Below are 21,863 nucleotides of genomic sequence, written 5' to 3' on the forward strand. Positions count from 1 at the left end.
GATGAAGGCCGGACGTGCACCGCTGGCCGCGCTCGCCGCGGCCATCATCCTGCTGCTCGCGCTCGCCGCGGGCGCCCAGGCCCAGAGCGGCCTCTCCACGACGAAGCCGAACATCGTCTTCGTGCTGACCGACGACCTCTCGTGGGACCTCGTCGACTACATGCCCAACGTGCAGCAGCTGCGCAGCGAGGGCGTCACGTTCAGCAACTACATCGTCACCGACTCGCTCTGCTGCCCCTCGCGCGCCTCGATCCTGACGGGCAAGTACCCGCACAACACCGGGATCTACAAGAACACCGGCGCCGACGGCGGCTTCCTCGCCTTCCGCTCGCGCGGGCAGGAGCAGGCGACCTTCGCGACCGCGCTGGCGGCGCAGGGCTATCGCACCGCGCTGATGGGCAAGTACATGAACCAGTACAATCCGATCAGCGTGAAGGACGCGGCCGGCAGGCCGTACATCCCGCCGGGCTGGACCGACTGGCAGGGCGTCGGCAACGGCTATCCCGGCTACGGCTACCGGATGGTGCGCGACGACAGGGTCGTGCGCAGAGGCTGGCGCAGGCGCGACTACCTGACGACCGTGCTGCGCCGCGACGCGGTCGGCTTCGTCCGCTCGGCGGTCGGCAACGGGCAGCCGTTCATGCTCGAGCTGGCGAGCTTCGCGCCGCACACGCCGGCGACCCCGGCCCCGCGCGACGAGGGCCGCTTCGCGTCCGTGACGGCGCCGCGCAGCGCCGCCTTCGACGAGGTCGACCTGAGCGACAAGCCGAGCTGGCTGCGCAACCACGGCCGCCTGTCGCCCGGCCAGCAGGCGCGGATCGACGAGCTCTTCCAGCGCCGCGTCCGCTCGGTGCAGGCGGTCGATCGCGCGCTCGGCAAGATCCGCCGCGAGCTGAGAGCGCTCGGCGTCGAGCAGAACACCTACGTCGTCTTCAGCTCCGACAACGGCTTCCACATGGGCCAGCACCGGCTCACGCCCGGCAAGCTGACCGCGTACGACCCCGACATCCGCGTGCCGCTCGTCGTCGCCGGGCCGGGCGTGCCGGCCGGCAGCACGATCGACGCGGTGGCGGAGAACGTCGACCTCTGCCCGACCTTCAGCGAGCTGGGCGGCGCTGTGGTGCCGGCGGCCGTCGACGGCCGCAGCCTGGTGCCGTTCCTGCGCGGCCAGCCGGCGCCGCTGGACTGGCGCGAGGCGGCGCTGGTCGAGCACCGCGGCGCGGTCACCTCGCCGGCCGACCCGGACTTCCCGCTGCGCGGCAGCGGCAACCCGCCGACGTACGAGGCGCTGCGCACGAGAGACCTGCTGTACGTCGAGTACGCCAACGGCGAGCGCGAGCTCTACGATCGGCGCGTGGACCCGGACGAGCTGCAGAACATCGCGGGGGAGGCGTCGCCCGAGCGGCTGGCGGCGCTGTCGCAGCAGGTCTCGGCGATGCGCACCTGCGTCGGCGTCGGCTGCCGCGTCGCGGCGCGGATGGGCCGGGAGCTGCCGCTGCGATGACGACCCCGCCGCCCCCGGCGCACCTGCCGACGCGGATCCTGTTCGTCTGCCTCGGCAACATCTGCCGCTCGCCGACGGCCGAGGCGGTGATGCACCGGCTCGTGGAGGAGGCGGGCCTGGCCGGCGAGATCGCGCTCGCGAGCGCGGGGACGGGCGGCTGGCACGTCGGCAACCCGCCGGACGCACGCGCGACCGCGGCCGCCGCGACACGCGGCTTCGCGATGCAGAGCCTCGCCCAGCAGGTCACCGCCGCCGACTTCGGCCGCCACGACCTGCTGATCGCGATGGACCGCGACAACGCCCGCACCCTGCGCGCGCTCGCGCCCGATCCCGAGGCCGCCGCGAAGGTCCACCTGCTGCGCGAGTACGACCCCGCCAGCGCCGGCTCTCCGGACCTCGACGTGCCAGACCCGTACTACGGCGGCGCCGACGGCTTCGACCACGTGCTCGACCTGGTCGAGGCCGCCTGCGCCGGCCTGCTCGAAGCGCTCCGCCGCGACGGTGCGGTGGCGTGAGCGCGCTGGCGCCGCCGCCCCTGACGCGCGCGCCCACTGCCGCGCCGCGCCCCACCCGCGCGAGCGCCGCGCGATGAGCGCCCTCGCCGACGCGCTCGCGGGCGCGCTCGGCGACGAGGTGCGCGAGCTGCGCCGCATCCCCGGCGGCTCGCTCAACGACGCCTGGGCGGCGACGCTGGCCAGCGGCGAGCGGATCTTCGTCAAGACGAGCGCCGACGCCGCGCCCGGCGTCTACACCGCCGAGGCGACCGGCCTGCGCTGGCTCGCCGCCGCCCGCGCCCTCCCGCTCCCGTTCCCGCGTGCGGTGCTCGACGCCGCCGCCCCCGCGCCTGATGCCCCCGCGCCTGATGCCCCCGCGCCTGATGCCCCCGCGCCTGACGCCGACGCCGCGCCGCCGATCCGCCTGCTCGCGCTCCCCTGGATCGACGCCGCCCCGCCCGCCCCCGACGCCGACGAGCGGCTCGGCCGCGGCCTCGCCCGCCTCCACGCCGCCGGCGCCAGCCGCTTCGGCGCGCCCGACGGCAGCTGGCGGATCGGCCCGATCTCGATCGCTGAGAGCGATGCCGCCGCCCCCGCAGCCGCCGCCCCCGCCGGGACGCGCGCCGGCGCCGCGACCTGGCCCGCCTTCTACGCCGAGCATCGCCTGCGCCCGCTCGCCCGCCTCGCGCATGCCCGCGGCGGGCTCGACGACGCCGCCCTGCGCCTGACCGAGCGCGTGATCGAACGGCTGCACGGCGGCGAGCCGGGGATCGCCGGGCCGCCGGAGCCGCCGGCACGGCTGCACGGCGACCTCTGGGGCGGCAACGTGATGCACGGCCCCGACGGCGAGCCGTGGCTGATCGACCCGGCCGCCCACGGCGGCCACCGCGAGGTCGACCTCGCCATGCTGCGCCTCTTCGGCGGCCCCGGCCCGCGCGCCTTCGCCGCCTACGAGGAGGTCGCCCCGCTCGCCCCCGGCGCCGCCGAGCGCGTCGCGCTGTGGCAGGCGGCGCCGCTGCTGCTGCACGCGGCGCTGTTCGGCGGCGGCTACGGCCCCCGCGCCGCCGCCGCCCTGCGCGGCTACGTCTGAGGCCCTTCCTGTGACGTCGCGTGCTGGCCGCGCCAAGAGGCTTGGCCAGGGGGCGAGAAACGCTCGCGGCAGACTCTAGTGGCAATGCTCAGAACATCAGACCGGGTACGCCGGAGTCCTATCCGTAAGCGGATGATGCCTGGCGAGGGGGCCGAGTGGCGCGATAGCGTTGCGCGCATGGACGACGAAGAAGACGTGAGCGGCATCGATTTGGCGGAGGAAGAGCTGGAGCCGCCGGCGGACAACCCGGTCGTCATCGAAAACGTCGCTGACGATTCGGAGGGCGGTGACTTTGAGCACATCAGACCGCCGGATCGGCGGCTTATCACCCAGCCGTATGATCTCGCTATCGGCGATCTCGTCACCCAGGTGACGACAAGATCGCTCCACCTTCAGCCGGTCTACCAGCGCAAGTACGTCTGGGATAACCGCAAAGCAAGCAAGCTCGTGGAGAGCTTGCTCATCAACGTTCCGATTCCTGTGTGCTATCTGGCGGATGAAGCGGATGGCTCGCGGTCGGTGATCGACGGGCAGCAGCGTATGCGTTCGCTCGTTCGCTTTCTCGACAATCAGTTTGCGCTTACGGGGCTGGAGGTCCTCAGTGACCTGAACCGCAAGAAATTTCACAGACTCACCGAGCGGCAACAGCGTCTGATCCGCAACCGGACGATACGGTGCATCGTTATCACCGAGGACTCAGACCCGGAGATCCGATTTGACGTCTTCGAGCGTCTGAACACCGGGTCGGTGCCACTCAATGCACAGGAGCTGCGGAACAGTGTTTTCCGCGGATCGTTTAACACGATGCTCCGTGAAACAGCTCAGTCGTCTGAGTTCAGACGCTGTTTGGCGAATCGTGACGACAGTCGGATGGCGTTTGAGGAACTGGTGCTTCGCTTTATGGCGCTCGACGAGCGTCTCGGGTTGTACCGACCAAATCTCAAGCGGTTCCTCAACAGCTACATGCGAGACCATCACGACCTTGGCGAGAAGGCGCTGGAAGAGAAGCAACAGCGATTTCTTGCGACGGCAGAGAAGGCTTTCGTCGTGTTCGGCGGCGAATGCTTCCGTCGGGCCGAAGTCGATCAGGAGACGGACGAATGGGACTGGCGACCGACGGTCAACAGCGCGATGTTCGACGCCGTGATGCTCAATTTTGCGCGCGTTGACGCTCCACTTGCCGATTTCAGAAAAGCGCGCAGAGAGATCGAGCAGATGACGGCGTCCCTCACCTTCGACAACGATGACTTCGAGGATGCCATCTCGCGGGCAACCGGCGATCGCACGCGCCTCTTCACGCGTGTCTCCATCTATGCGAAGGAGCTGAGAAGACTCGGCTTTGAGTCGGCCATCCTCAGCGAGATCTCTGGGTGAGAGATGGCGACGTCACAGGCGTGGGGCGACTTCATCGTCAATCTGCGGGAGGCGGTGCAGTTGCTCGTCGCCAATCCGTCGAGCCCGACGATGCAGCGCAGCATGCCGAAACCTGATCGGCGCCGGGGAGGCCATTCCGGTGCGCTCTCGATGGCTATGACAAAAGGATGTGTCATGTTGGTCAGCGGCCGCCTTCAAGGGTGTCTTGAGTCGCAGGCCCAGGAGTTCCTCGAACGCATCGACCAGAGTGGTACCGCGACCAGAAAGCTGCCTGAGGTGCTGCGTGCCGAGCTCTGTGAGCGCTACATGGATCGGCGCAAGGCGAAGCCCGAACAACTCGCTGAAATGCACCGGCGGTATGCGGTTTTGTGGATCGAAGAAGCTTCGCTTCCCGCCGGGACTCTGAGAACCGACTCGCTTCCGGACCGGGTCTGGAACCCATGGCCCGAAAAGGCGCAGGCGCTGCTGAGACGCTGTGACATCAACCTCTTCGAACGGATCGAAACCAAGCACGGCTCGCGGTATCTGAGAGATCTCAAGGAGTACGGGGGCGAGCTGGTCACCTATCGCAACGATGTCGCGCATGGCGGCGAACCGGCATTGTGGACAGTCACCGATGTGCTGCTGCGAATTCGGTGGGCGCAGCGGCTTGCTCGCCATTGTGACGCGGCGCTTGGAGATAAGCTCGAGGCGGTCACCGGGAGAGGGTGGTGACTGGCTGGCGATCGACCAGTCGATCGCCAGCGCTCCGTCTACTTCCCCAGCGCCGACTGCCCTCTGCCGTCCGCGCCCGCCGGCGTCTGGCCCGGCAGCACGTCCGGGCCGGGCTTCTGCGCCCGCACCTGGTAGATCCCGATGAAGCCGGTCAGGAAGCCGTTGCGGGCCGTGCGCAGGTAGAGCCGCCAGACGCGGATCCGCTCCTCGCCGGCCAGCGCCGTCGCCTCGTCGAGGCGCGCGTCGAGGTTCTCGTACCAGTGCCGCAGCGTCTCGGCGTAGTCGTTCGCGAAGCCCTCGACGTGCTGCGCGACGAAGCCGGCGCGCTCGATCGCGAGCAGGTTGCGGCTGAGGTGCAGCGGCGCGCCGTCGGGGAAGACGTAGCGCTCGGAGAACGGCCCCGCCTTCGGATCGCTGTGACGCAGGCGCGTGATGCCGTGGTTGAGCAGCCGCCCGCCCGGCTTCAGCGCGGCGTACAGGACGCGCGCGTACTCGTCGAGGTTGTCCTCGCCGACGTGCTCGACCATGCCGATCGAGGAGACGGCGTCGAACTGCTCGTCGCCGAGGTCGCGGTAGTCCTGCACGCGGATGTCGATCTTGTCGGCGAGGCCGGCGGCGGCGACGCGTCTGCGCGCGATCTCCGCCTGCGGCTGCGACAGCGTGATCCCCACGACTGAGACGCCGTAGTGCCGCGCCGCGTGGATCGCCATGCTGCCCCAGCCGCAGCCGACGTCGAGCAGCCGCTCGCCCGCTCTGAGCCCGAGCTTGGCGGCGACGAGGTCGAGCTTCGTCTCCTGCGCCTCGGCGAGCGTGCTCGCGCCGCGCGAGAAGACGGCGCACGAGTACGTCATGTCGTCGCCGAGGAACAGTCTGAAGAACTCGTTGGAGACGTCGTAGTGGTGGCGGACGGCCTGGGCGTCGCGCTCACGCGAGTGCGGCTTGCCGCTGAGGATGATCTCGGCGTTGGGCCGCTTCGGCGGGCGCGTCAGCCCGACGGCGCGGGCGGCGGCGACCATCAGCCGTGTCTTCGCCTTGCCGTCGATCGGGGCCGGCTTCCACTCCTGCAGCAGATCCATCGCGGCGTCGATGTCGTTCGGCACGATCTCGCCGGAGACGTAGGCGCGGCCGATCCCGAGCTGGCCGGGTGCGCGCAGCGCGTGCGCGACCGCGCGCGGCGATCTGATCGTGAACTCGAGACCGCGGCCGCCGGTCGCGGGCAGCACGCTGCCGTCCCAGAAGCGGACGCTGAAAGGACGGTCGGGGAAGGCGCGCTCCACCTCCTGGCGGAGCGGCTTGGTCACGGCGAAGGGCATGCGTTCACGCTATCGGTTCGATGGTTGTCGATGCAAGATGGTGTTCGGCCGAAATCCGGCGCGGAGGCTATCGCCGGACCGGACCGGCTCGCGCAGGCCCTCGCGCGGGTACGGTCCTGAAGATGGACCGCTTCGAGCTGCAGGAGATGACGCTCCACGGCCACCGGATCGCCTTTCGCGCCGGCGGCAGCGGACCGGTGCTGGTGCTGGTGCACGGGATCACCTCGACGTCGCGCACGTGGGAGCGCGTCTTCCCGCTGCTGACGCGCCACTTCACCGTGATCGCGCCGGATCTGCTGGGACACGGCCAGTCGGCGAAGCCGCGCGGCGACTACTCGCTCGGCGCCTACGCCAGCGGCGTGCGCGACCTGCTCGTCGCGCTCGGCCACGAGCGCGCGACCTTCGTCGGTCACTCGCTCGGCGGCGGCGTCGCGATGCAGCTCGCGTACCAGTTCCCCGAGCGCTGCGAGCGGCTGGTGCTGGTCGCCAGCGGCGGGCTGGGGCGCGAGGTCAGCGTGCTGCTGCGGGCGGCGACGCTGCCCGGCTCCGACGTCGTGCTGCCGCTGCTCGTCAACCACTACCTGCTCGACGCCGGCCGCTTCGTCGGCTCGCTGCTCGGCCGCCTCGGCCTGCGCGCCGGCACCGACATGGCCGAGATCGCGGCCGGTCACGCCTCGCTCGCCGACCGCGACGCGCGCGCCGCGTTCGTCCACACGCTGCGCGCGATCGTCGATGCCGGCGGCCAGCGCGTCGACGCGCGCGACCGTCTCTACCTGGCCGAGCACGTCCCGTTCCTGATCGTCTGGGGCGAGCACGACAGCGTCATTCCCGCCTCGCACGGGCGCGATGCGCACGCGCTCGTGCCGTCGAGCCGGCTGGAGCTGTTCGAGCGCTCCGGCCACTTCCCGCAGCTGGACGAGCCGACGCGCTTCATCGAGGTGCTGGAGGAGTTCGTCGCCACGACCGCGCCGGCCGAGCTTGCGCCGGAGGAGTGGCGGGAACTGCTGCGGGTCGGCCGCGCGGCCTAGCCGGCCGCCCGCGCGGAGCGCAGCTCCAGCGGGCCGCCGAGCGTTCGCAGACGGTCGTGCAGGCGCTGGTCGCCGAAGCCGGCGGCGGCGAGCAGGCCGGGCAGCTCGCCGTTGCCGAGCGGAGCGGTGTTCTCGACGCCGTCGAGCAGCTGGAGGCCGCGGAAGGCGAGCCGCATCAGCGGATCGCGCGCCGGCCCCCAGTCGGCGACGTGGATCCGGCCGCCCGGCCGCAGCACCCGCCGCGCCTCCGCCAGCGCGGTCCGCTGGGTCGCGGGGGAGAGGTGGTGCAGCAGCAGCGACATCACGACCCGGTCGGCGCTCGCGTCCGGCAGCGGCAGCGCGTCCGCGAGCCCTTCCCGCCAGTCGACGGCCTCCGCGCCGCGCTTCCCGCGCGCCCGCGCCAGCGTCGCCGGATCGCCGTCGATCCCGATCGCGCGCACGCCCGCCCCACCCAACATGGTGGTGAAGGAGCCGGTCCCGCAGCCGACCTCGACGAGATCGAGCGGCCGCTCGGGCGGTGCGCCGTCGAGCACCTGCGCGAGCAGGCGGGAGCGGAAGGTGCGCTCGCGCACGGTCAGCGCGACGAGCGGGTCGTAGAGCGCGAGCGGGGCGCGGCCGGCGGCACGAACGTAACCGGCGCGCCGCTCGGGCTGGCGAGTTAGAGTTCTCATGCAACATCAACGTTACCCATATGCAACGTTGATGTCCACCCCCAACCGTCACGACGATGCCCCTGCTCAGCTCACTCGGCCTGATCTCGCTCGCGCTCGCGGGCCTGTCCGGCTGGCTCGTGCTGGCGACGATGCAGCAGCCGGAATGGTTCTCCCGGCACGGCGTCGTCGCGCCGGCGCGCTTCCGCCAGCTCCACCTCGACTGGGTCTCGATGGGGCTGATCCTGATCGCGATCGACCAGGTCGTGCCCGACCGCCCGGCGTGGCTCACCGCCCTGCTCGCCTTCGGCCTGGTCGTCAACCCGCTGCTGTTCGTGCCGCTCGCGTGGGGGCGGGAGCAGTCGGACAAGCTGCCCTATCGCATCGTCACGGTCGCCTCCTTCACCGCTGCCAGCGGCGGCCTGGCGGCACTCGCGCTCTACGCGCTGCTCTGACACCCTGTCTCACCCTCAGGTCGAGGGTGAGACAAGTCCTTGGATAGTCAGCTGCACCAGTGCATCGCGGCATCGTTCATGGCTCCAGCCATGCTCGCCGCGCAGGTGGATGTAGGTCCCGCCGACCTGGTTGAAGAGCACGACCGCGACCTCGTCCGGATCGTCCTGCGCCCGCAGCGACCCGTCCGCGGCACCGTCGCGCAGCAGCCGCGCCAGCGGCTCGAAGAAGACGGCCCGCGTCCCGAGTCCGTCTGAGCCGCTCTCGTCATCGGCCCCCGCGTCGCCCGCCGAGGCATCGCCCGCCGCGCCGACGCCTCCCGCGCCCGCGTCGTGAAAGACCGCGTCCCGTCGCGCCCGCAGCGCGACGAGCACGTCCAGCTCGCGGTCGGCGGTCGCGCAGATCGCGGTCAGCGCCGCCTCCAGCCGCTCGCGCCCGCTGCCGGCCGAGGTCAGCGCCGGCCACAGTGCGCGCCGGTAGGCGTCCGCGGCGTCCTCCGCCAGCGCGCCCAGCAGCGCCTCGCGGTCGATCCCGCGGCGGTGAAGCGTCACGCGCGACAGCCCCGCCTCCTGCGCGATCCGCTCGACGGTCGCACCGGAGTAGCCGTAGCGGGCGAACGCCCGCCGCGCAGCAGCGCGCAGCGACGCGTCGATGACAGGCGTGTTGCTCATCTGCAACGCGAATGTTACGCGCCAGCCGGCGTGAGGCGGCGCGGTGCCCGCATCACGCGGCAGGAGCCGACGGCGCGCCCGCGTCGTCGCGCGCGACCAGCCGCGCGTAGAGGCCGCCGCGGGCCATCAGCTCGGCGTGCGTGCCGCGCTCGGCGAGCCGGCCTCTGTCGAGCACGACGATCTGGTCGGCGTCGCGCACCGTCGACAGGCGGTGAGCGATCGTGATCGTCGTGCGGCCCTCGGCGAGCCGGTCCAACGCCTCCTGCACCGCCTGCTCGGTCTGCGTGTCGAGAGCGCTGGTCGCCTCGTCGAGCACCAGCACCGGCGGGTTGCGCAGCAGCGTCCGCGCGATCGCCATCCGCTGCTTCTCGCCGCCGCTGAAGCGGTAGCCGCGCTCGCCGACGACGCTGTCGTAGCCGTCGGGCAGCGAGGCGATCAGGTCGTGGATGCGGGCGTTGCGCGCCGCCGCCTCGATCTCGGCGTCGGTCGCGTCCGGCCGCGCGAAGCGGAGGTTCTCGCGCACCGAGGCGTGGAACAGGTAGGTCTCCTGCGAGACGACGCCGACGGTCGCCGCGAGCGAGTCGAACGAGACCTGTCTGATGTCGACGCCGTCGATCGTGACCGCGCCCCGCTCGGCCTCGTACAGCCGCGCCACCAGGTAGCCGAGCGTCGTCTTGCCGGCGCCGGTCTCGCCGACGATCGCCGTGCGCGTCCCGGCCGGCACGACCAGGTCGATCCCGTCCAGCGTCCACGGCGCCGGAGAGCCGTCCGGCAGCGTCCGCGCGTAACGGAAGCCGACGTCCTCGAAGCGCACCTCCCCGAGCACCTCCTCGGGCCGCAGCCGCACCGGGTCGGCCGCCTCCTCGATGTCGACCGGCAGGTCGAGGTACTCGAAGATCCGCTCGAACAGCGCCAGCGAGGTCTGCACGTCGAGCCCGACCGACAGCAGCTGCCCGATCGGGAACAGCAGCCGCGTCTGCAGCGTCGTGAACGCGACGACGGTGCCGATCGAGATCGCCTGCCCGCCGTCGGCGATCGACTGCCCGGCGAACCAGTAGACGGCCGCCGGCATGATCGCGAACGTCATCTGCACGGTCGCCATCCGCCAGCGCCCGGCCATCCGCTGCCGCACCTCGATCCCGGCCAGCTCCTGCGACTCGCGCGCGAACCGCTCGGCGAGGTCGCCGCCGCGGCCCATCGTCTTGCCGAGCAGCATCCCGGAGACCGACAGCGACTCCTCCACCAGCGACGAGAGGTCGGCCAGTCTGCCCTGCTTGGTCGCCGTGATGCGCTTGCGCTCCTGGCCGACGCGGCGCGTCAGCCAGACGAAGAACGGCAGCAGGATCAGCGAGAAGACCGCCAGCCGCCAGTCGAGCAGCGCCATCGCGACGATCGTCGCCACGACCGTCGTCACGTTCGAGGCGATCGAGGTCGCCGTCGAGGTGACGACGTTGTCGATCCCGCCGATGTCGTTGGAGATGCGCGACTGCACCTCGCCGGTGCGGGTTCTCGTGAAGAAGGCGAGCGACAGCCGCTGCAGGTGGCGGTAGACGGACGCGCGCAGGTCGTGCATCACCTGCTGGCCGACGATGTTGGAGAGGTAGGTCTGCCCGACGCTCAGCGCGCCGGTGACGACGGCGATCGCGATCATCCCGAGGACGAGCGCGGACAGCAGCCCGGTGCGCTGGTCGGGGATCGCGACGTCGAGCACCTCGCGCAGCAGGAACGGCGAGATCATGCTCAATCCGGCGGAGAGCACGATCAGCCCGAGCACGAGCGAGAGGCGCGCGCGATAGGGGCGGAAGAGGGCGAGGATGCGACGTCCGTCGCGTGGTGGGGCCTGACTCACGTCTACCGAGGATAGGAAGGCGCCGCCGCCACCACGCCGGCGGCGCCTCCGCACCCCGCCTTACAGCTCGACGACCGTATTGGTGATCGCGCCGATCCCCTCCACCGAGACCTCGACGACGTCGCCGGCCTGCAGCGAGCGGATCGGGTCCATGAACTCGCCGCAGCCCCAGGGCGTGCCGGTGAGGATCACGTCGCCGGCCTCGAGCGTGAAGCTGTGGGAGCAGAACGAGATCAGCTCGGCGACGCCGAAGACCATCTCCTTCGTGTTCGAGTCCTGCACCGCCTCGCCGTTGACGCGCGTCGTGATCGCGAGCGTCTGCGGGTCGGCGACCTCGTCGGCGGTGACGATCGCCGGGCCGAGCGGGCAGAAGGTGTCGAGCGACTTGCCGCGCACCCACTGGCCGTCGGCGAACTGCACGTCACGCGCGGAGACGTCGTTGGCGACGGTGTAGCCGAAGACGTGCGAGAGCGCCTCCTCGGCTGACACGCGCGACGCCGTTCTGCCGATCACGGCGGCCAGCTCGACCTCCCAGTCGACTCTCTGCGTGATCGCGCGGTCGACGCGGATCTCGTCGCCGTCGCCGATCACGCTGGTCGTGAACTTGGTGAAGACGAGCGGCGACTTCGGCGCCTCCATGCCCGTCTCGCGGACGTGGTCCATGTAGTTGAGGCCGATCGCGACGATCTTGCCGGGCGCCAGCGGCGCGGTCAGCGTCGCGTCGTCGAGCGCCTGCTCGCGCACGGCCGGCAGCGCGCCGCCGGCGGCGATCAGATCGCGCACGGTCGTGCCGGCGGGGACGTCGAGCGGGTAGAGCGCGCCGTCGCGGTCGACGACGGGCGTGGGGGTGCCGTTCGAGATGGCGGTGCCGATGCGCATGGATACCTCAAAAATGGTCAGACCAATATGGTCCGACCACTATAATCGGCTGCGATGCCGCCACGCAACCATGTCGCCGAACGCCTGCGTGAGCTGCTCTCCGACGAGCACGTCGCGCCTGGCGAGAGGCTGCCGCCGGAGCGGGAGCTGGCGGCCCAGCTCGGCGTCTCGCGCTCGAGCCTGCGCGAGGGGCTCAGACGGCTCTCGGACCTCGGCATCATCGAGTCGCGCCAGGGCTCGGGCACCTACCGCGCGCCGCTGGACCTCGGCGACCTGTTCGAGGTCCGCCGCCGGCTGGAGCCGCTCGCCGCGCGCCTCGCCGCGACCCGCCGCGACGCGCACGACCTGCGCCTGCTCGACGAGGCGGTCGCCGAGATGCGCGCCGCGCTGCCCGACGCCAACCACTTCGGCGACGCCGACGTGGCCGCCCACGCCGCGATCGTCGAGGCCTCCGGCAGCGTCCCGCTGCGCGTCCTCTTCAGCGCGATCGCCGACCTGCTGCGCCACTCGCGCACGAGCACCGCGAGCGATCCCGCCCTGCGCACGCTCGCGCTGGAGGAGATGGGCGCGATCGTCGGCGCGATCGACGCCGGCGACGGCGACGCCGCCGAGCAGGCGATGCACGCCCACCTGCAGCACGTCGGCGCGAGCGTCGGCGCCGGCTAAGCCGCGCTGCGCTGCAGCCGGACGATGACGCTCTTCGACGCCGGCTGGTTGGAGCCGTCGGCGGTCGAGTCGAGCGGGACGAGCGGGTTCGTCTCCGGGTAGTAGGCGGCGGCGCAGCCGCGGGGCGTGTCGTAGCTGACGATGCGGAAGCGGTCCGCCCGTCGCTCGATCCCGTCCGGCGCCTCGCCGATCAGGTCGACGACGTCGCCCTCCGCGAAGCCCAGCTGCTCGATGTCGCGGGCGCTGAGGAAGACGACGCGGCGGCCGGCCTTGACGCCGCGGTAGCGGTCGTTGAGGCCGTAGATCGTCGTGTTGTACTGGTCGTGCGAGCGCAGCGTCTGCAGCACCAGCCGGCCCTCGGGCACGGTCACGCACGTCAGCGGGTTGGTCAGGAAGCGGGCCTTGCCGGTCGTCGTCGGGAAGGTGCGCGAGTCGCGCGGCGGGTGCGGCAGCGCGAAGCCGCCCGGCTGCGCGATCCGCTGCTCGAACCGCTCGAAGCCGGGCACGACCTGCTCGATCTTCTGGCGCAGCAGGCGGTAGTCGCCCGCGAACCGCTCCCACGGGAGGTCGGCGCCGGCGCGGCCGCCGTCGACGGGCCCGAGCACGGCGCGCGCCAGCCCGGCGACGATCGCGACCTCGCTGCGCAGCTCCTCCGACGCCGGCGCGAGCGTGCCGCGCGAGTGGTGGACCATCCCCATCGAGTCCTCGACGGTGACCGCCTGCGCGCCGCGCGCCTGCATGTCCAGCTCGGTGCGGCCGAGCGTCGGCAGGATCAGCGCCTGCGTGCCGTGGACGACGTGCGAGCGGTTGAGCTTGGTCGAGACGTGGACCGTCAGGCGGCAGGCGCGCAGCGCGGCGAAGGTCGCGTCGGTGTCGGGCGCGGCGCTGGCGAAGTTGCCGCCCATCGCGAAGAAGACGTGCGCTCTGCCGTCGCGCATCGCGCGGATCGCCTCGACCGCGTCGAGCCCGTGCGCCTGCGGCGGCGCGAACCCGAGCGCGCTGTGGAGCCGTTCCAGGAACGCCGGCGCGGGCTTCTCGTAGATCCCCATCGTGCGGTCGCCCTGCACGTTGGAGTGGCCGCGGACGGGGCAGACGCCGGCGCCGGGCCGGCCGATGTTGCCGCGCAGCAGCAGGAACGAGACGAACTCGCGGATCGTCGCGACGGCGTTCTTGTGCTGTGTGATCCCCATCGCCCAGCAGACGACCGTCCGCTCCGATCTGATCGCCAGCTCGGCGACCAGCTCGATCTCCTCGCGGCGCAGGCCGGTCGCGGCCAGGACCGCGTCCCAGTCGAGCTGCTGGAGCGCGGCCGACCAGGCCTCGAAGCCGTCGGTGTGGGCCTCGATGAAGGCGTGGTCGAGCACCGTCCCGGGCGCCGCCGCCTCGGCGTCGAGCAGCAGCTTCGAGAGCGCCTGGAAGAGCGCGAGGTCGCCGTTGACCCTGACCTGCAGCCAGTGGTCGGCGAGCGCGGTGCCGTGGCCGAGCATGCCCTTCGGCGTCTGCGGGTTCTTGAAGCGGATCAGCCCCGCCTCCGGCAGCGGGTTGATCGAGACGATCGTCGCGCCGTTGCCCTTCGCCGCCTCCAGCGCCGACAGCATCCGCGGGTGGTTGGTGCCGGGGTTCTGGCCGACGATCAGCAGCAGGTCGGCGTGCTCGACGTCCTCCAGCGTGACGCTGCCCTTGCCGATCCCGATCGTCTCCGTCAGCGCCACGCCGCTCGACTCGTGGCACATGTTCGAGCAGTCGGGCAGGTTGTTCGTGCCGTAGGCGCGCACGAACGCCTGGTAGGCGAAGGCGGCCTCGTTCGAGGTGCGGCCGGAGGTGTAGAAGATCGCCTCGTCGGGCGTCGGCAGCGCGTTCAGCTCCTGCGCGATCAGCCCGTACGCCTCCTCCCACGAGATCGGCGCGTAGTGCGAGGCGCCGTCGCGCAGCACCATCGGGTGCGTGAGGCGGCCGGAGCGACCGAGCTGGTAGTCGGTCCAGTCGGCCAGCTCGGCGACCGGGTGGCGCGCGAAGAAGTCCGGGTCGACGCGCTTGCGGGTCGCCTCCTCGGCGACCGCCTTGGCGCCGTTCTCGCAGAACTCGGCGACGTGCGTGTGGCCGGGCTCGGGCCAGGCGCAGCCGGGGCAGTCGAAGCCGTCGGGCTGGTTGAGGCGGCGCAGCGCTCTGAAGCTGCGCACGACGCCCATCTGCTCCTGCGCGTGGCGCAGCGCGACGGCGACCGCCTCCATCCCGGCGGCGTGGTCGTGCGGTGGTCTGACGGAGAGCTTGCGGTCCTCGGCGTTCGTCCGCTCCGGCATCCACCGAGCGTACTCCTCACGACTCCAGCGGCACCAGCTCCTGCTCGTAGGAGACGGCGTGGCGCTGCAGCGTGCCGTCGTCCTCGACCAGGTAGGAGCCCATCCGCAGCAGCGGCGGCGAGTAGACGTGGACCGTCACCGCCGGCACGTCGCCGTGGTGCAGGACGCGGTGGATGTCGGTGTTGGCGAAGTCGAACGACTCGCCGGCGCGCGCGATCCGGCGCGTCGGCACGCCGCCGAGCACGAGCCGCTCCTCGCGCACCGAGCCGGCGATCACGGCGACCGCGCCGTTGGAGGCGTCGTGGTCGTGGAAGCCGGTGTCGTGGTCTCTGGACCAGCAGATCACCCACACGTCGAGATGCTCGTCGCGCAGCAGCTCGTGGTAGGTCCGCTGCTCGGGGTCGTGGACGACGTGATCCGACCACAGCGAGGGGTCGGCGGCGATCTGCTGCGCGACGGCACGCAGCTCCTGACGGGTCAGGTCGCGCTCGGTGGGACGATCGATGTCGGTCATGGGCTTCGCCTTGCGAGTTCCACGTCAGCTGGCGGAAGGACCGCTCCCGGTGGGAACTCGCGGTTCGGTGGTCGTGGGTGAGAGGAGCCGCGCCGGGTTGACGCGCAGCAGCGCGTGGCCGAGCGCGGTGTCGGCCGGTGGGACGACGGCGCCGACGACCGGCCGGTCGGAGCCGTGCACGAGCTGGTCGGGACCGATCGCGCGCAGCACCGCGGCGATCGCCTGCGGGCCATAGGAGGAGGTGTCGTAGAAGGTCAGCGGGTCGTCGGCGCCGCGCGCGGCGGGGCCGCCGCGGGCGGCCAGCCGCTCCAGCTGCAGCGGCGCCAGCCCGGCCAGCATCGCCCACAGCACCCGCAGGCGCGGGAGGGCGGGGCGGCCGGCGTGCAGGAAGGCGTGCCAGGCGGCGTTCATCTGCGCCACGTAGCCGGTCATGCCGGGCCACCACGAGGGCGCGCCGGCCGCCTGCGGATCGCCGCTCAGCGCGACCGGGCCGGGGTGGACGAACAGCGGCGCGCCGGCCTCCTGCAGCCGCTCCAGCAGCGGGCCGAGCCGCTCGACGGCGGCCGGGGTCGCGAGCGCCGTCGCCGGCAGCGAGAGGCCGGCGAAGCCGCGCCCAAGCAGCGGCGCGACGAGCGCCGGGTCGGGCTGCTCGACCGCGATCGCCGCCCACGCGCCGAAGCGCTCGGAGGGGAGCGCGGCGGCGCCCGCGTGCCAGGCGTCGAGCAGCGGCTGCGCCTGCTCGGCCGGCAGGTGCTCGATCCCGAGCGCGCTGGAGAGCAGCACGAGCGCGCGGTCGACGCCGTCGTCGTCGAGCAGCGCGGCGCGGCGGCGCGCGTCGGCGTCGGCGGCCGGCAGCGCGCTGTCGGGCTCGCCCGCGAGGTGATAGGTCCAGCCGTCGGCGGAGCGGCTCAAGAAGGGGACCGCCCCCCGCCGCTCGAGAGCGGCGAGGAGCGGCTGTGAGAGGAGATGCTGATGCACGTCGATTCGCATCGACGCGGATTCTAGCTAATCCCGACCGAAATAGCCAGGAATAAGACGAGAGGCCGTCAGCGCGGCAAATCGCGCCGTTGACGACCCGCGCGTCAGAGCTTCTGACGCGACCCGCGAGTTCCCGCCACGGTCGGCCCTTCAGGGCGCAGCCGTGGAACTCGCAATGACGGAGTCACCCCCGCTTGGACCAGGCGGCCGGGTCGCCGGCAAGGGCGACGACATGGTCCGGCAGCTCGCCCGCGACGACGTCGGCGAGCGTGGTGCGGTCGAGCACGTCGCGCAGTGCGGCGCGCGCGGCGACCAGCAGCTCCGGCAGTCTCTCGGCGGCGCCCTGGTACTCCAGCTCGTGGGGACGCTTGCCCGCGACGTTCGCGAGCGGCCCGTCGATCGCGCGGATCACGTCCGCGACCGCGATCTCCTCGGGAGGGGATGCGAGCAGATGCCCGCCCTCGACGCCGCGACGGCTCTCGACGATCCCCGCGCGGCGGAGGTCGTTGAGGATCTTCTCGAGGAAACGGGGTGGGATCTGCTGCGCGGTGGCGATCGTCTCCGCCTTCACGGGGCGGTCGCCGTCGGCGGCGGCGAGCTCGAGTGCGGCTCGCAGCGCGTAGTCAGTCTTGGCTCCAATGCGCACGTTCTGATTCTCGTCCATTCCGACCTGAAAGGCAAAAATTCGGCGAGCGGAGCTGCGCCGGTGCCCGAGACGCTATCGGCTGGCGCCGACGGGCCGGGCCGGGACGCTCAAGCCCCACCGTCTGGGCGTTTCCCGCTACACTGCTTTGCCCGCGCCGGTTGGCGATGCGACTTTGCGTCTGCCGCCGGTCGCTGACACTTGCCCTGAGACGACAACGGAACCTGGACGACCATGGCTCGCGGAGACGTTCGCATCGCAGTCACCCTCGCATGCGAGGAATGCAAGCGACGCAACTACCAGACGAACAAGAGCAAGCGGAACAACCCTGAGCGGATTCAGCTCAGAAAGTACTGCCGCTGGTGCAAGAGACACACGTCCCATCGGGAGACTCGCTAACCGCGTGTAGAGCCTGATGGCCCGCGACCCCAGATCAGCCAACGGTCCTGACGAGGACGACTCGGCCGAGCGCGCCGAGCATCACGCGCTGCCCGAGAAGAACGAGCTGCACGCGCACGAGCCGGCCGAGTTCGCCTCTGGCGAAGTCGACATCGCCGACGCTCAGCTCGCGATGGGCCGGCCCTCCGAGGCCGACGCCAGCGCCGGCGCCGATCCCTCGCTCGGCGGCAGCAACGCCGAAGAGCTGTTCGAGAGCGCTCGCGACGACGACGGCGGGCCGCTCGTGCCGGCCGGCGGTCGCGGCGGCGACGGCGGCGAGGTCGCCGGCCTCGCGCGCACCGGCGAGCGTTCGCCGGAGCCGAGCCGTGGCGGCGGCGGTCGCTTCATCAACTTCCTGCGCGGCAGCTGGCGCGAGCTGCAGCGTGTCCAGTGGCCCGACCGCACCCAGGTCGCTCAGGCCACGGCCGTCGTCGTCGGCTTCGTGGCGATCGCCGGTCTCTACCTCGGCGCCGCGGACTGGCTTTCACAGCGGATCGTCGACCTGATCGTCTGAGTCTCCGGCTCGCGCCCCCTTCCCCCAAGGATCGATCTCCCCCGACATGTTTCGCTGGTACGTCGTCAACACTTACTCCGGTCACGAGAACAAGGTCAAGCACAACCTCGAGCACCGCGTCGTCTCGCTCAATCAGAGACGCGCCGTGCGACAGGTCGTCGTGCCGACCGAGTCCGTGACCGAGCTGAAGGACAACCAGAGAGTTGTCACCGAGAAGCGCACGATGCCCGGCTACGTGCTGGTCAACATGGACCTCAACGAGGATTCGTGGGCGCTCGTCAAGGGCACGCCCGGCGTGACCGGCTTCGTCGGCGCTTCCAACGAGCCCGTGCCACTGACGCAGGCGGAGGTCGATCGACTGCTGCATCGCGAGACCGCGGAGCGTCCGCGCACGCGCGCGCAGTTCTCGATCGGCGAGTCCGTCAAGGTCGTCTCGGGTCCGCTCTCCGACTTCTCGGGCGAGATCTCGGAGATCAACGAGGATGGCGCCCGACTCAAGGTGCTGGTATCAATCTTCGGCCGCGAAACCCCGGTCGAGGTCGGTTTCGACCAGGTGAAGAAGATCTGAAATGGCGAAGAAGGTTCTGACAGTCATCAAGCTCCAGGCCGTTGGCGGCCAGGCGAGCCCGGCGCCGCCGGTCGGCCCCGCGCTGGGCCAGCACGGCGTCAACATCATGGAGTTCGTCAAGGCGTTCAACGCCCAGACGCAGCAGGACACGGGCACGGTCATCCCCGTCGAGATCACCGTCTACGAGGACCGTTCGTTCACGTTCGTCCTCAAGAGCCCGCCGGCCGCCGTGCTGATCAAGCAGGCGCTCGGTCTCGACAAGGGCTCGGCTGAGCCGCACAAGACGAAGGTCGCGCAGATCACGCAGGACCAGCTCCGCGAGATCGCCCAGAAGAAGCTGAACGATCTGAACGCTCACGATGTCGACCAGGCCGCGAAGATCATCGCCGGCACGGCTCGCTCGATGGGCGTGGAGGTGGTCTGAAGATGGCCAAGCACGGCAAGAGCTACGTCGAGGCGCGCCAGCGCTACGACCGCGAGCACAGCTACGAGCCCTCTGAGGCGATCAGACTCGTCAAGGAGCTGAAGAGCTCGAAGTTCGACGAGTCGGTCGAGCTGCATGTCCGCACGGGTCTCAACGTCCGTCACGCGGACGAGCAGCTGCGCGGCACGATCGCGCTGCCGCACGGCCTCGGCAAGGACGTCAAGGTCGCCGTCTTCGCCCAGGGCGACAAGGCCCGCGAGGCGACGGAGGCCGGCGCGGACGTCGTCGGCGCCGACGATCTCGCGAGAAGAATCGAAGAGGGCTTCACGGACTTCGACGTCGCGATCGCGACGCCGGACCTGATGCCGGTGGTCGGCCGTCTCGGCCGCATCCTCGGCCCGTCGGGCAAGATGCCGAACCCGAAGGTCGGCACGGTCACGATGGACGTCTCGAGAGCCGTCGCGGAGTCGAAGGCCGGCAAGGTCGAGTACCGCACCGATCGCACCGCGATCGTGCACATGGTGATCGGCAAGTCGAGCTTTGACGAGCAGCGCCTGCTCGAGAACTACGCGGCCGTCGTGGAGGAGCTCGTCCGCGCCAAGCCGTCTGCCGCCAAGGGCAGATACATCCAGTCGATCACGCTCGCCTCGACGATGGGTCCCGGCGTGAGAGTGGACCCGTCGCGTACGCGCGACATCGTCGGGGAGGCGCCGGTCGCGGCGTAGCCTCGTTCCAGAGACGCGCTGCCCAAGACTCCCGGCGACCATAAGTCCGGGACAGGCGGAGCATCGAAGAACCGGAGCCGCTTCACGGCCGCTCAGCTTCTCGACGCCCGCCACGTGCGGGCGTTTCGCATTTCGAGAAGAGAGTGACCTGACATGAACAGAAACGAGAAGGCGGCGGTGATCGACCGCATCGCCGAGGACCTGGAAGCGTCCTCGGCGGTGTTCGCGGTCGATTACCGTGGCATCACGGTCGCGCAGGTCGCCGAACTGCGCACCAAGCTGCGTGAGTCCGACACGACGCTGTCCGTCGTGAAGAACTCGCTGACGGAGCGCGCGGCCGACAAGGCCGGCGCCGAGGCGCTGAAGGAGATCCTCGCGGGTCCGACGGCGCTGGCGTTCGTGCGCGGCGACGCGGCTGCGGCCGCGAAGGCGCTCAGCGACGCGCAGAGAACGACGCAGGTGCTGGCGTTCAAGGGCGGCCTGATGGATGGCCAGCCGGTGACGCCGGACGAGATCAGAGCGATCTCGAGACTGCCGTCGCGCGAGGTGCTCTACGGGCAGCTCGTCGGCGTCGTCGCCGCACCGCTCAACGGCCTCGCACGCGGCCTCAACGCGCTCATCGCGGGCGTCGCGATCCAGCTGCAGGCGATTGCAGACCAGGGCCTCGTGGGCGGCAACGCTGCCGCTCCCGCCCCGGCGGAGGAGGCTGCTCCGGCAGCCGACGCCGCTCCCGCCGAGACCGAGGCCCCCGCGGCCGAGGCCGAGGCTCCGGCCGCAGAGGCCACCCCTGACACTGACGACAAGACGGACGACGCGGCAGCTGCCGACGCCGCTTCCGACGCGAAGGAGGACTGACCATGGCGACCACTCAGGAGTGGATCGACGAGCTCAAGGCGATCTCGGTGCTGGAGCTGGCCGAGCGCATCAGAGCGCTGGAGGAGGAGTTCGGCGTCTCCGCGACGGCCGTCGCGGCGGCTGCCCCGGCTGCCGGCGGCGCCGGCGGCGGCGAGGCCGCTGCCGAGGAGTCGACGACTGTCGACGTCGTCCTCACGGGCGCCGGCGACAAGAAGATCCAGGTCATCAAGGTCGTCCGCGCGGCGACCGGCCTCGGTCTGAAGGAGGCCAAGGCGCTCGTCGACGAGGCCCCCAAGCCCGTCAAGGAAGGCATCGAGCGCGACGAGGCCGACAAGCTCAAGGCCGAGCTCGAAGAGGCTGGCGCGTCCGTCGAGCTGAGATAGCTCGCCGCACCAGTCACACCAGCTGCACCGAAGGGCCCGGCACTGCCGGGCCCTTCGTCGTTTGCGGGCCTGGCGCACCGCCGCTACAGTCGCGCGATGCGCCCGAGATCGATCGCGTTCGTGACCGAGGCCGAGCAGTGGATGCTCGACCCCGACGCGGCCGGCGAGGACCGCTGGCTGCCGGGCCTCTTCGACGCGCACGTGGAGACCGAGGGCGATGGCGGCGCCGACCTCGGCGAGCAGCTGCGGCAGCCGCTGCCGGTCGCGGAGGCGATCGCGTGGGCGCGTGAGCGCGCCGACGGCGTCTACATCCGCGACGGCGACGAGCGCGAGTTCGGGATCGGCACCGCGCTCGAGCAGCCCGGCGCCGCCGACGCCGACGAGGAGGACGACGAGCCGCTCGCGCCGTGGCGCGACGAGCTGGCCGCCGGCTACGTGCGCCGCCGCCCCGCCGACGAGCGCTGGAAGGACCGCGGCCCTGGCCACCCGCCGATCGCCCCGCTGCGGGCCCGCCTCACCCCGCCGGCGGGGTGGGAGGTCGACTGGTCGGCGCTCCCGGCCGGCCAGCCGCGGCCCGACATCCAGGTCGCCGACTTCTTCGACCAGACCTGACCGCCGGCGCAATCCGTCCAGGCACCCCAGGATTTGCCCCCGGCCGGTACAATGGGCGACGTCAGCCGATAGTCGCAGCCACCCTGCAGTTCTGAGACCACGCCACATACGCGGTCTCCCGGGTGGGGTCCGTGAGCGCTGACTGCCCCGCTCGGAGGGTGTCGATGCTCTGTGCTATCTTGGCTGGTCGCGCTTTCGCGCTTCCTCTGCTCGCCTCTCGACTG

25 protein-coding genes are annotated in these 21,863 nt (G+C 71.3%); 16 read left to right on the plus strand and 9 right to left on the minus strand.

Annotated features, from left to right (window positions below):
- Position 1: 1 nt before the first annotated feature.
- The 5 genes from Q7L73_RS16620 to Q7L73_RS16640 all read left to right on the plus strand — a co-directional run bounded on the left by Q7L73_RS16620 (position 2) and on the right by Q7L73_RS16640 (position 5,176).
- Entirely contained in the window at positions 2-1,504 is a 1,503-nt protein-coding gene (locus Q7L73_RS16620) for a sulfatase (protein WP_304691013.1), read from the plus strand.
- A complete protein-coding gene (locus Q7L73_RS16625; protein ID WP_304691014.1) occupies positions 1,501-2,019 on the plus strand; it encodes a low molecular weight protein-tyrosine-phosphatase in 519 nt (172 codons plus the stop codon). The genes Q7L73_RS16620 and Q7L73_RS16625 overlap by 4 nt, the downstream gene beginning before the upstream one ends.
- 73 nt (positions 2,020-2,092) lie before the next feature.
- Entirely contained in the window at positions 2,093-3,088 is a 996-nt protein-coding gene (locus Q7L73_RS16630; protein WP_304691015.1) for a fructosamine kinase family protein, read from the plus strand.
- Between the two features lie 177 nt (positions 3,089-3,265).
- A complete protein-coding gene (locus tag Q7L73_RS16635) occupies positions 3,266-4,462 on the plus strand; it encodes a DUF262 domain-containing protein (protein ID WP_304691016.1) in 1,197 nt (398 codons plus the stop codon).
- A gap of 3 nt (positions 4,463-4,465) precedes the next feature.
- Positions 4,466-5,176: a hypothetical protein gene (locus Q7L73_RS16640; protein ID WP_304691018.1), complete on the plus strand. Its 711-nt coding sequence runs from the start codon at positions 4,466-4,468 to the stop codon at positions 5,174-5,176.
- Positions 5,177-5,214: 38 nt separating this feature from the next.
- On the opposite strand, the gene Q7L73_RS16645 is transcribed toward Q7L73_RS16640, so the two are convergent.
- Positions 5,215-6,489, minus strand: a complete 1,275-nt coding sequence (locus tag Q7L73_RS16645) for a cyclopropane-fatty-acyl-phospholipid synthase family protein (protein ID WP_304691019.1) — start codon at positions 6,487-6,489, stop codon at positions 5,215-5,217.
- Positions 6,490-6,611: 122 nt separating this feature from the next.
- On the opposite strand from Q7L73_RS16645, the gene Q7L73_RS16650 reads away from it, so the two are divergent.
- Positions 6,612-7,517: an alpha/beta fold hydrolase gene (locus Q7L73_RS16650; protein ID WP_304691020.1), complete on the plus strand. Its 906-nt coding sequence runs from the start codon at positions 6,612-6,614 to the stop codon at positions 7,515-7,517.
- Here the strand turns inward: Q7L73_RS16650 and Q7L73_RS16655 are convergent.
- Positions 7,514-8,188: a class I SAM-dependent methyltransferase gene (locus tag Q7L73_RS16655; RefSeq protein WP_304691021.1), complete on the minus strand. Its 675-nt coding sequence runs from the start codon at positions 8,186-8,188 to the stop codon at positions 7,514-7,516. The genes Q7L73_RS16650 and Q7L73_RS16655 overlap by 4 nt on opposite strands.
- Positions 8,189-8,244: 56 nt before the next feature.
- Between Q7L73_RS16655 and Q7L73_RS16660 the strand changes: the two genes are divergently transcribed.
- Positions 8,245-8,622, plus strand: coding sequence for a hypothetical protein (locus tag Q7L73_RS16660; protein ID WP_304691022.1), 378 nt, complete (start codon positions 8,245-8,247; stop codon positions 8,620-8,622).
- Between the two features lie 15 nt (positions 8,623-8,637).
- Here the strand turns inward: Q7L73_RS16660 and Q7L73_RS16665 are convergent, their stop codons facing one another.
- Genes Q7L73_RS16665 through Q7L73_RS16675 form a run of 3 tightly spaced genes read right to left on the minus strand, consistent with a single transcriptional unit; the run spans position 8,638 to position 12,019 of the window.
- The gene (locus tag Q7L73_RS16665) at positions 8,638-9,291 is read right to left on the minus strand and encodes a TetR/AcrR family transcriptional regulator (RefSeq protein WP_304691023.1); all 654 of its coding nucleotides are present in this window, start codon (positions 9,289-9,291) and stop codon (positions 8,638-8,640) included.
- 52 nt (positions 9,292-9,343) lie between these two features.
- Positions 9,344-11,140, minus strand: coding sequence for an ABC transporter ATP-binding protein (locus Q7L73_RS16670; protein WP_304691024.1), 1,797 nt, complete (start codon positions 11,138-11,140; stop codon positions 9,344-9,346).
- Positions 11,141-11,200: 60 nt separating this feature from the next.
- Positions 11,201-12,019, minus strand: coding sequence for a fumarylacetoacetate hydrolase family protein (locus Q7L73_RS16675; protein WP_304691025.1), 819 nt, complete (start codon positions 12,017-12,019; stop codon positions 11,201-11,203).
- Between the two features lie 54 nt (positions 12,020-12,073).
- On the opposite strand from Q7L73_RS16675, the gene Q7L73_RS16680 reads away from it, so the two are divergent.
- Positions 12,074-12,685: a FadR/GntR family transcriptional regulator gene (locus Q7L73_RS16680; RefSeq protein WP_304691026.1), complete on the plus strand. Its 612-nt coding sequence runs from the start codon at positions 12,074-12,076 to the stop codon at positions 12,683-12,685.
- Here the strand turns inward: Q7L73_RS16680 and Q7L73_RS16685 are convergent.
- From Q7L73_RS16685 to Q7L73_RS16700, 4 genes are all read right to left on the minus strand, one after another.
- Positions 12,682-14,985 (minus strand): FdhF/YdeP family oxidoreductase, encoded by a 2,304-nt coding sequence (locus Q7L73_RS16685; protein WP_304691027.1) that lies wholly within the window; start codon positions 14,983-14,985, stop codon positions 12,682-12,684. The two genes, Q7L73_RS16680 and Q7L73_RS16685, sit on opposite strands and share 4 nt — an antisense overlap.
- Positions 14,986-15,001: 16 nt before the next feature.
- A complete protein-coding gene (locus Q7L73_RS16690) occupies positions 15,002-15,499 on the minus strand; it encodes a cysteine dioxygenase family protein (protein WP_304691028.1) in 498 nt (165 codons plus the stop codon).
- A 24-nt stretch (positions 15,500-15,523) separates the two neighbouring features.
- Entirely contained in the window at positions 15,524-16,489 is a 966-nt protein-coding gene (locus Q7L73_RS16695) for an amidohydrolase family protein (RefSeq protein ID WP_304691029.1), read from the minus strand.
- Positions 16,490-16,661: 172 nt separating this feature from the next.
- Positions 16,662-17,123 (minus strand): Rrf2 family transcriptional regulator, encoded by a 462-nt coding sequence (locus Q7L73_RS16700; RefSeq protein WP_304691030.1) that lies wholly within the window; start codon positions 17,121-17,123, stop codon positions 16,662-16,664.
- A gap of 231 nt (positions 17,124-17,354) precedes the next feature.
- Between Q7L73_RS16700 and rpmG the strand changes: the two genes are divergently transcribed.
- The 8 genes from rpmG to Q7L73_RS16740 all read left to right on the plus strand — a co-directional run bounded on the left by rpmG (position 17,355) and on the right by Q7L73_RS16740 (position 21,639).
- The gene (gene rpmG / locus Q7L73_RS16705; protein WP_304691031.1) at positions 17,355-17,519 is read left to right on the plus strand and encodes a 50S ribosomal protein L33; all 165 of its coding nucleotides are present in this window, start codon (positions 17,355-17,357) and stop codon (positions 17,517-17,519) included.
- A gap of 16 nt (positions 17,520-17,535) precedes the next feature.
- Positions 17,536-18,072, plus strand: coding sequence for a preprotein translocase subunit SecE (gene secE / locus Q7L73_RS16710; protein ID WP_304691032.1), 537 nt, complete (start codon positions 17,536-17,538; stop codon positions 18,070-18,072).
- A gap of 46 nt (positions 18,073-18,118) precedes the next feature.
- Positions 18,119-18,640 carry a transcription termination/antitermination protein NusG gene (gene nusG, locus Q7L73_RS16715; RefSeq protein ID WP_304691033.1) on the plus strand — a complete coding sequence of 174 codons (522 nt, stop codon included), beginning with the start codon at positions 18,119-18,121 and terminating at the stop codon, positions 18,638-18,640.
- A 1-nt stretch (position 18,641) separates the two neighbouring features.
- Positions 18,642-19,064: a 50S ribosomal protein L11 gene (gene rplK / locus Q7L73_RS16720; protein ID WP_304691034.1), complete on the plus strand. Its 423-nt coding sequence runs from the start codon at positions 18,642-18,644 to the stop codon at positions 19,062-19,064.
- A 2-nt stretch (positions 19,065-19,066) separates the two neighbouring features.
- A complete protein-coding gene (rplA, locus tag Q7L73_RS16725) occupies positions 19,067-19,789 on the plus strand; it encodes a 50S ribosomal protein L1 (protein ID WP_304691035.1) in 723 nt (240 codons plus the stop codon).
- Between the two features lie 153 nt (positions 19,790-19,942).
- Positions 19,943-20,644 (plus strand): 50S ribosomal protein L10, encoded by a 702-nt coding sequence (gene rplJ, locus Q7L73_RS16730; RefSeq protein ID WP_304691036.1) that lies wholly within the window; start codon positions 19,943-19,945, stop codon positions 20,642-20,644.
- Positions 20,645-20,646: 2 nt separating this feature from the next.
- A complete protein-coding gene (gene rplL / locus Q7L73_RS16735; RefSeq protein ID WP_304691038.1) occupies positions 20,647-21,027 on the plus strand; it encodes a 50S ribosomal protein L7/L12 in 381 nt (126 codons plus the stop codon).
- Positions 21,028-21,123: 96 nt separating this feature from the next.
- Positions 21,124-21,639: a hypothetical protein gene (locus Q7L73_RS16740; protein WP_304691039.1), complete on the plus strand. Its 516-nt coding sequence runs from the start codon at positions 21,124-21,126 to the stop codon at positions 21,637-21,639.
- The last annotated feature ends 224 nt before the right edge of the window (positions 21,640-21,863 follow it).

It is taken from the genome of Conexibacter sp. CPCC 205762, from assembly GCF_030646155.1.
Taxonomy (GTDB): domain Bacteria; phylum Actinomycetota; class Thermoleophilia; order Solirubrobacterales; family Solirubrobacteraceae; genus Conexibacter.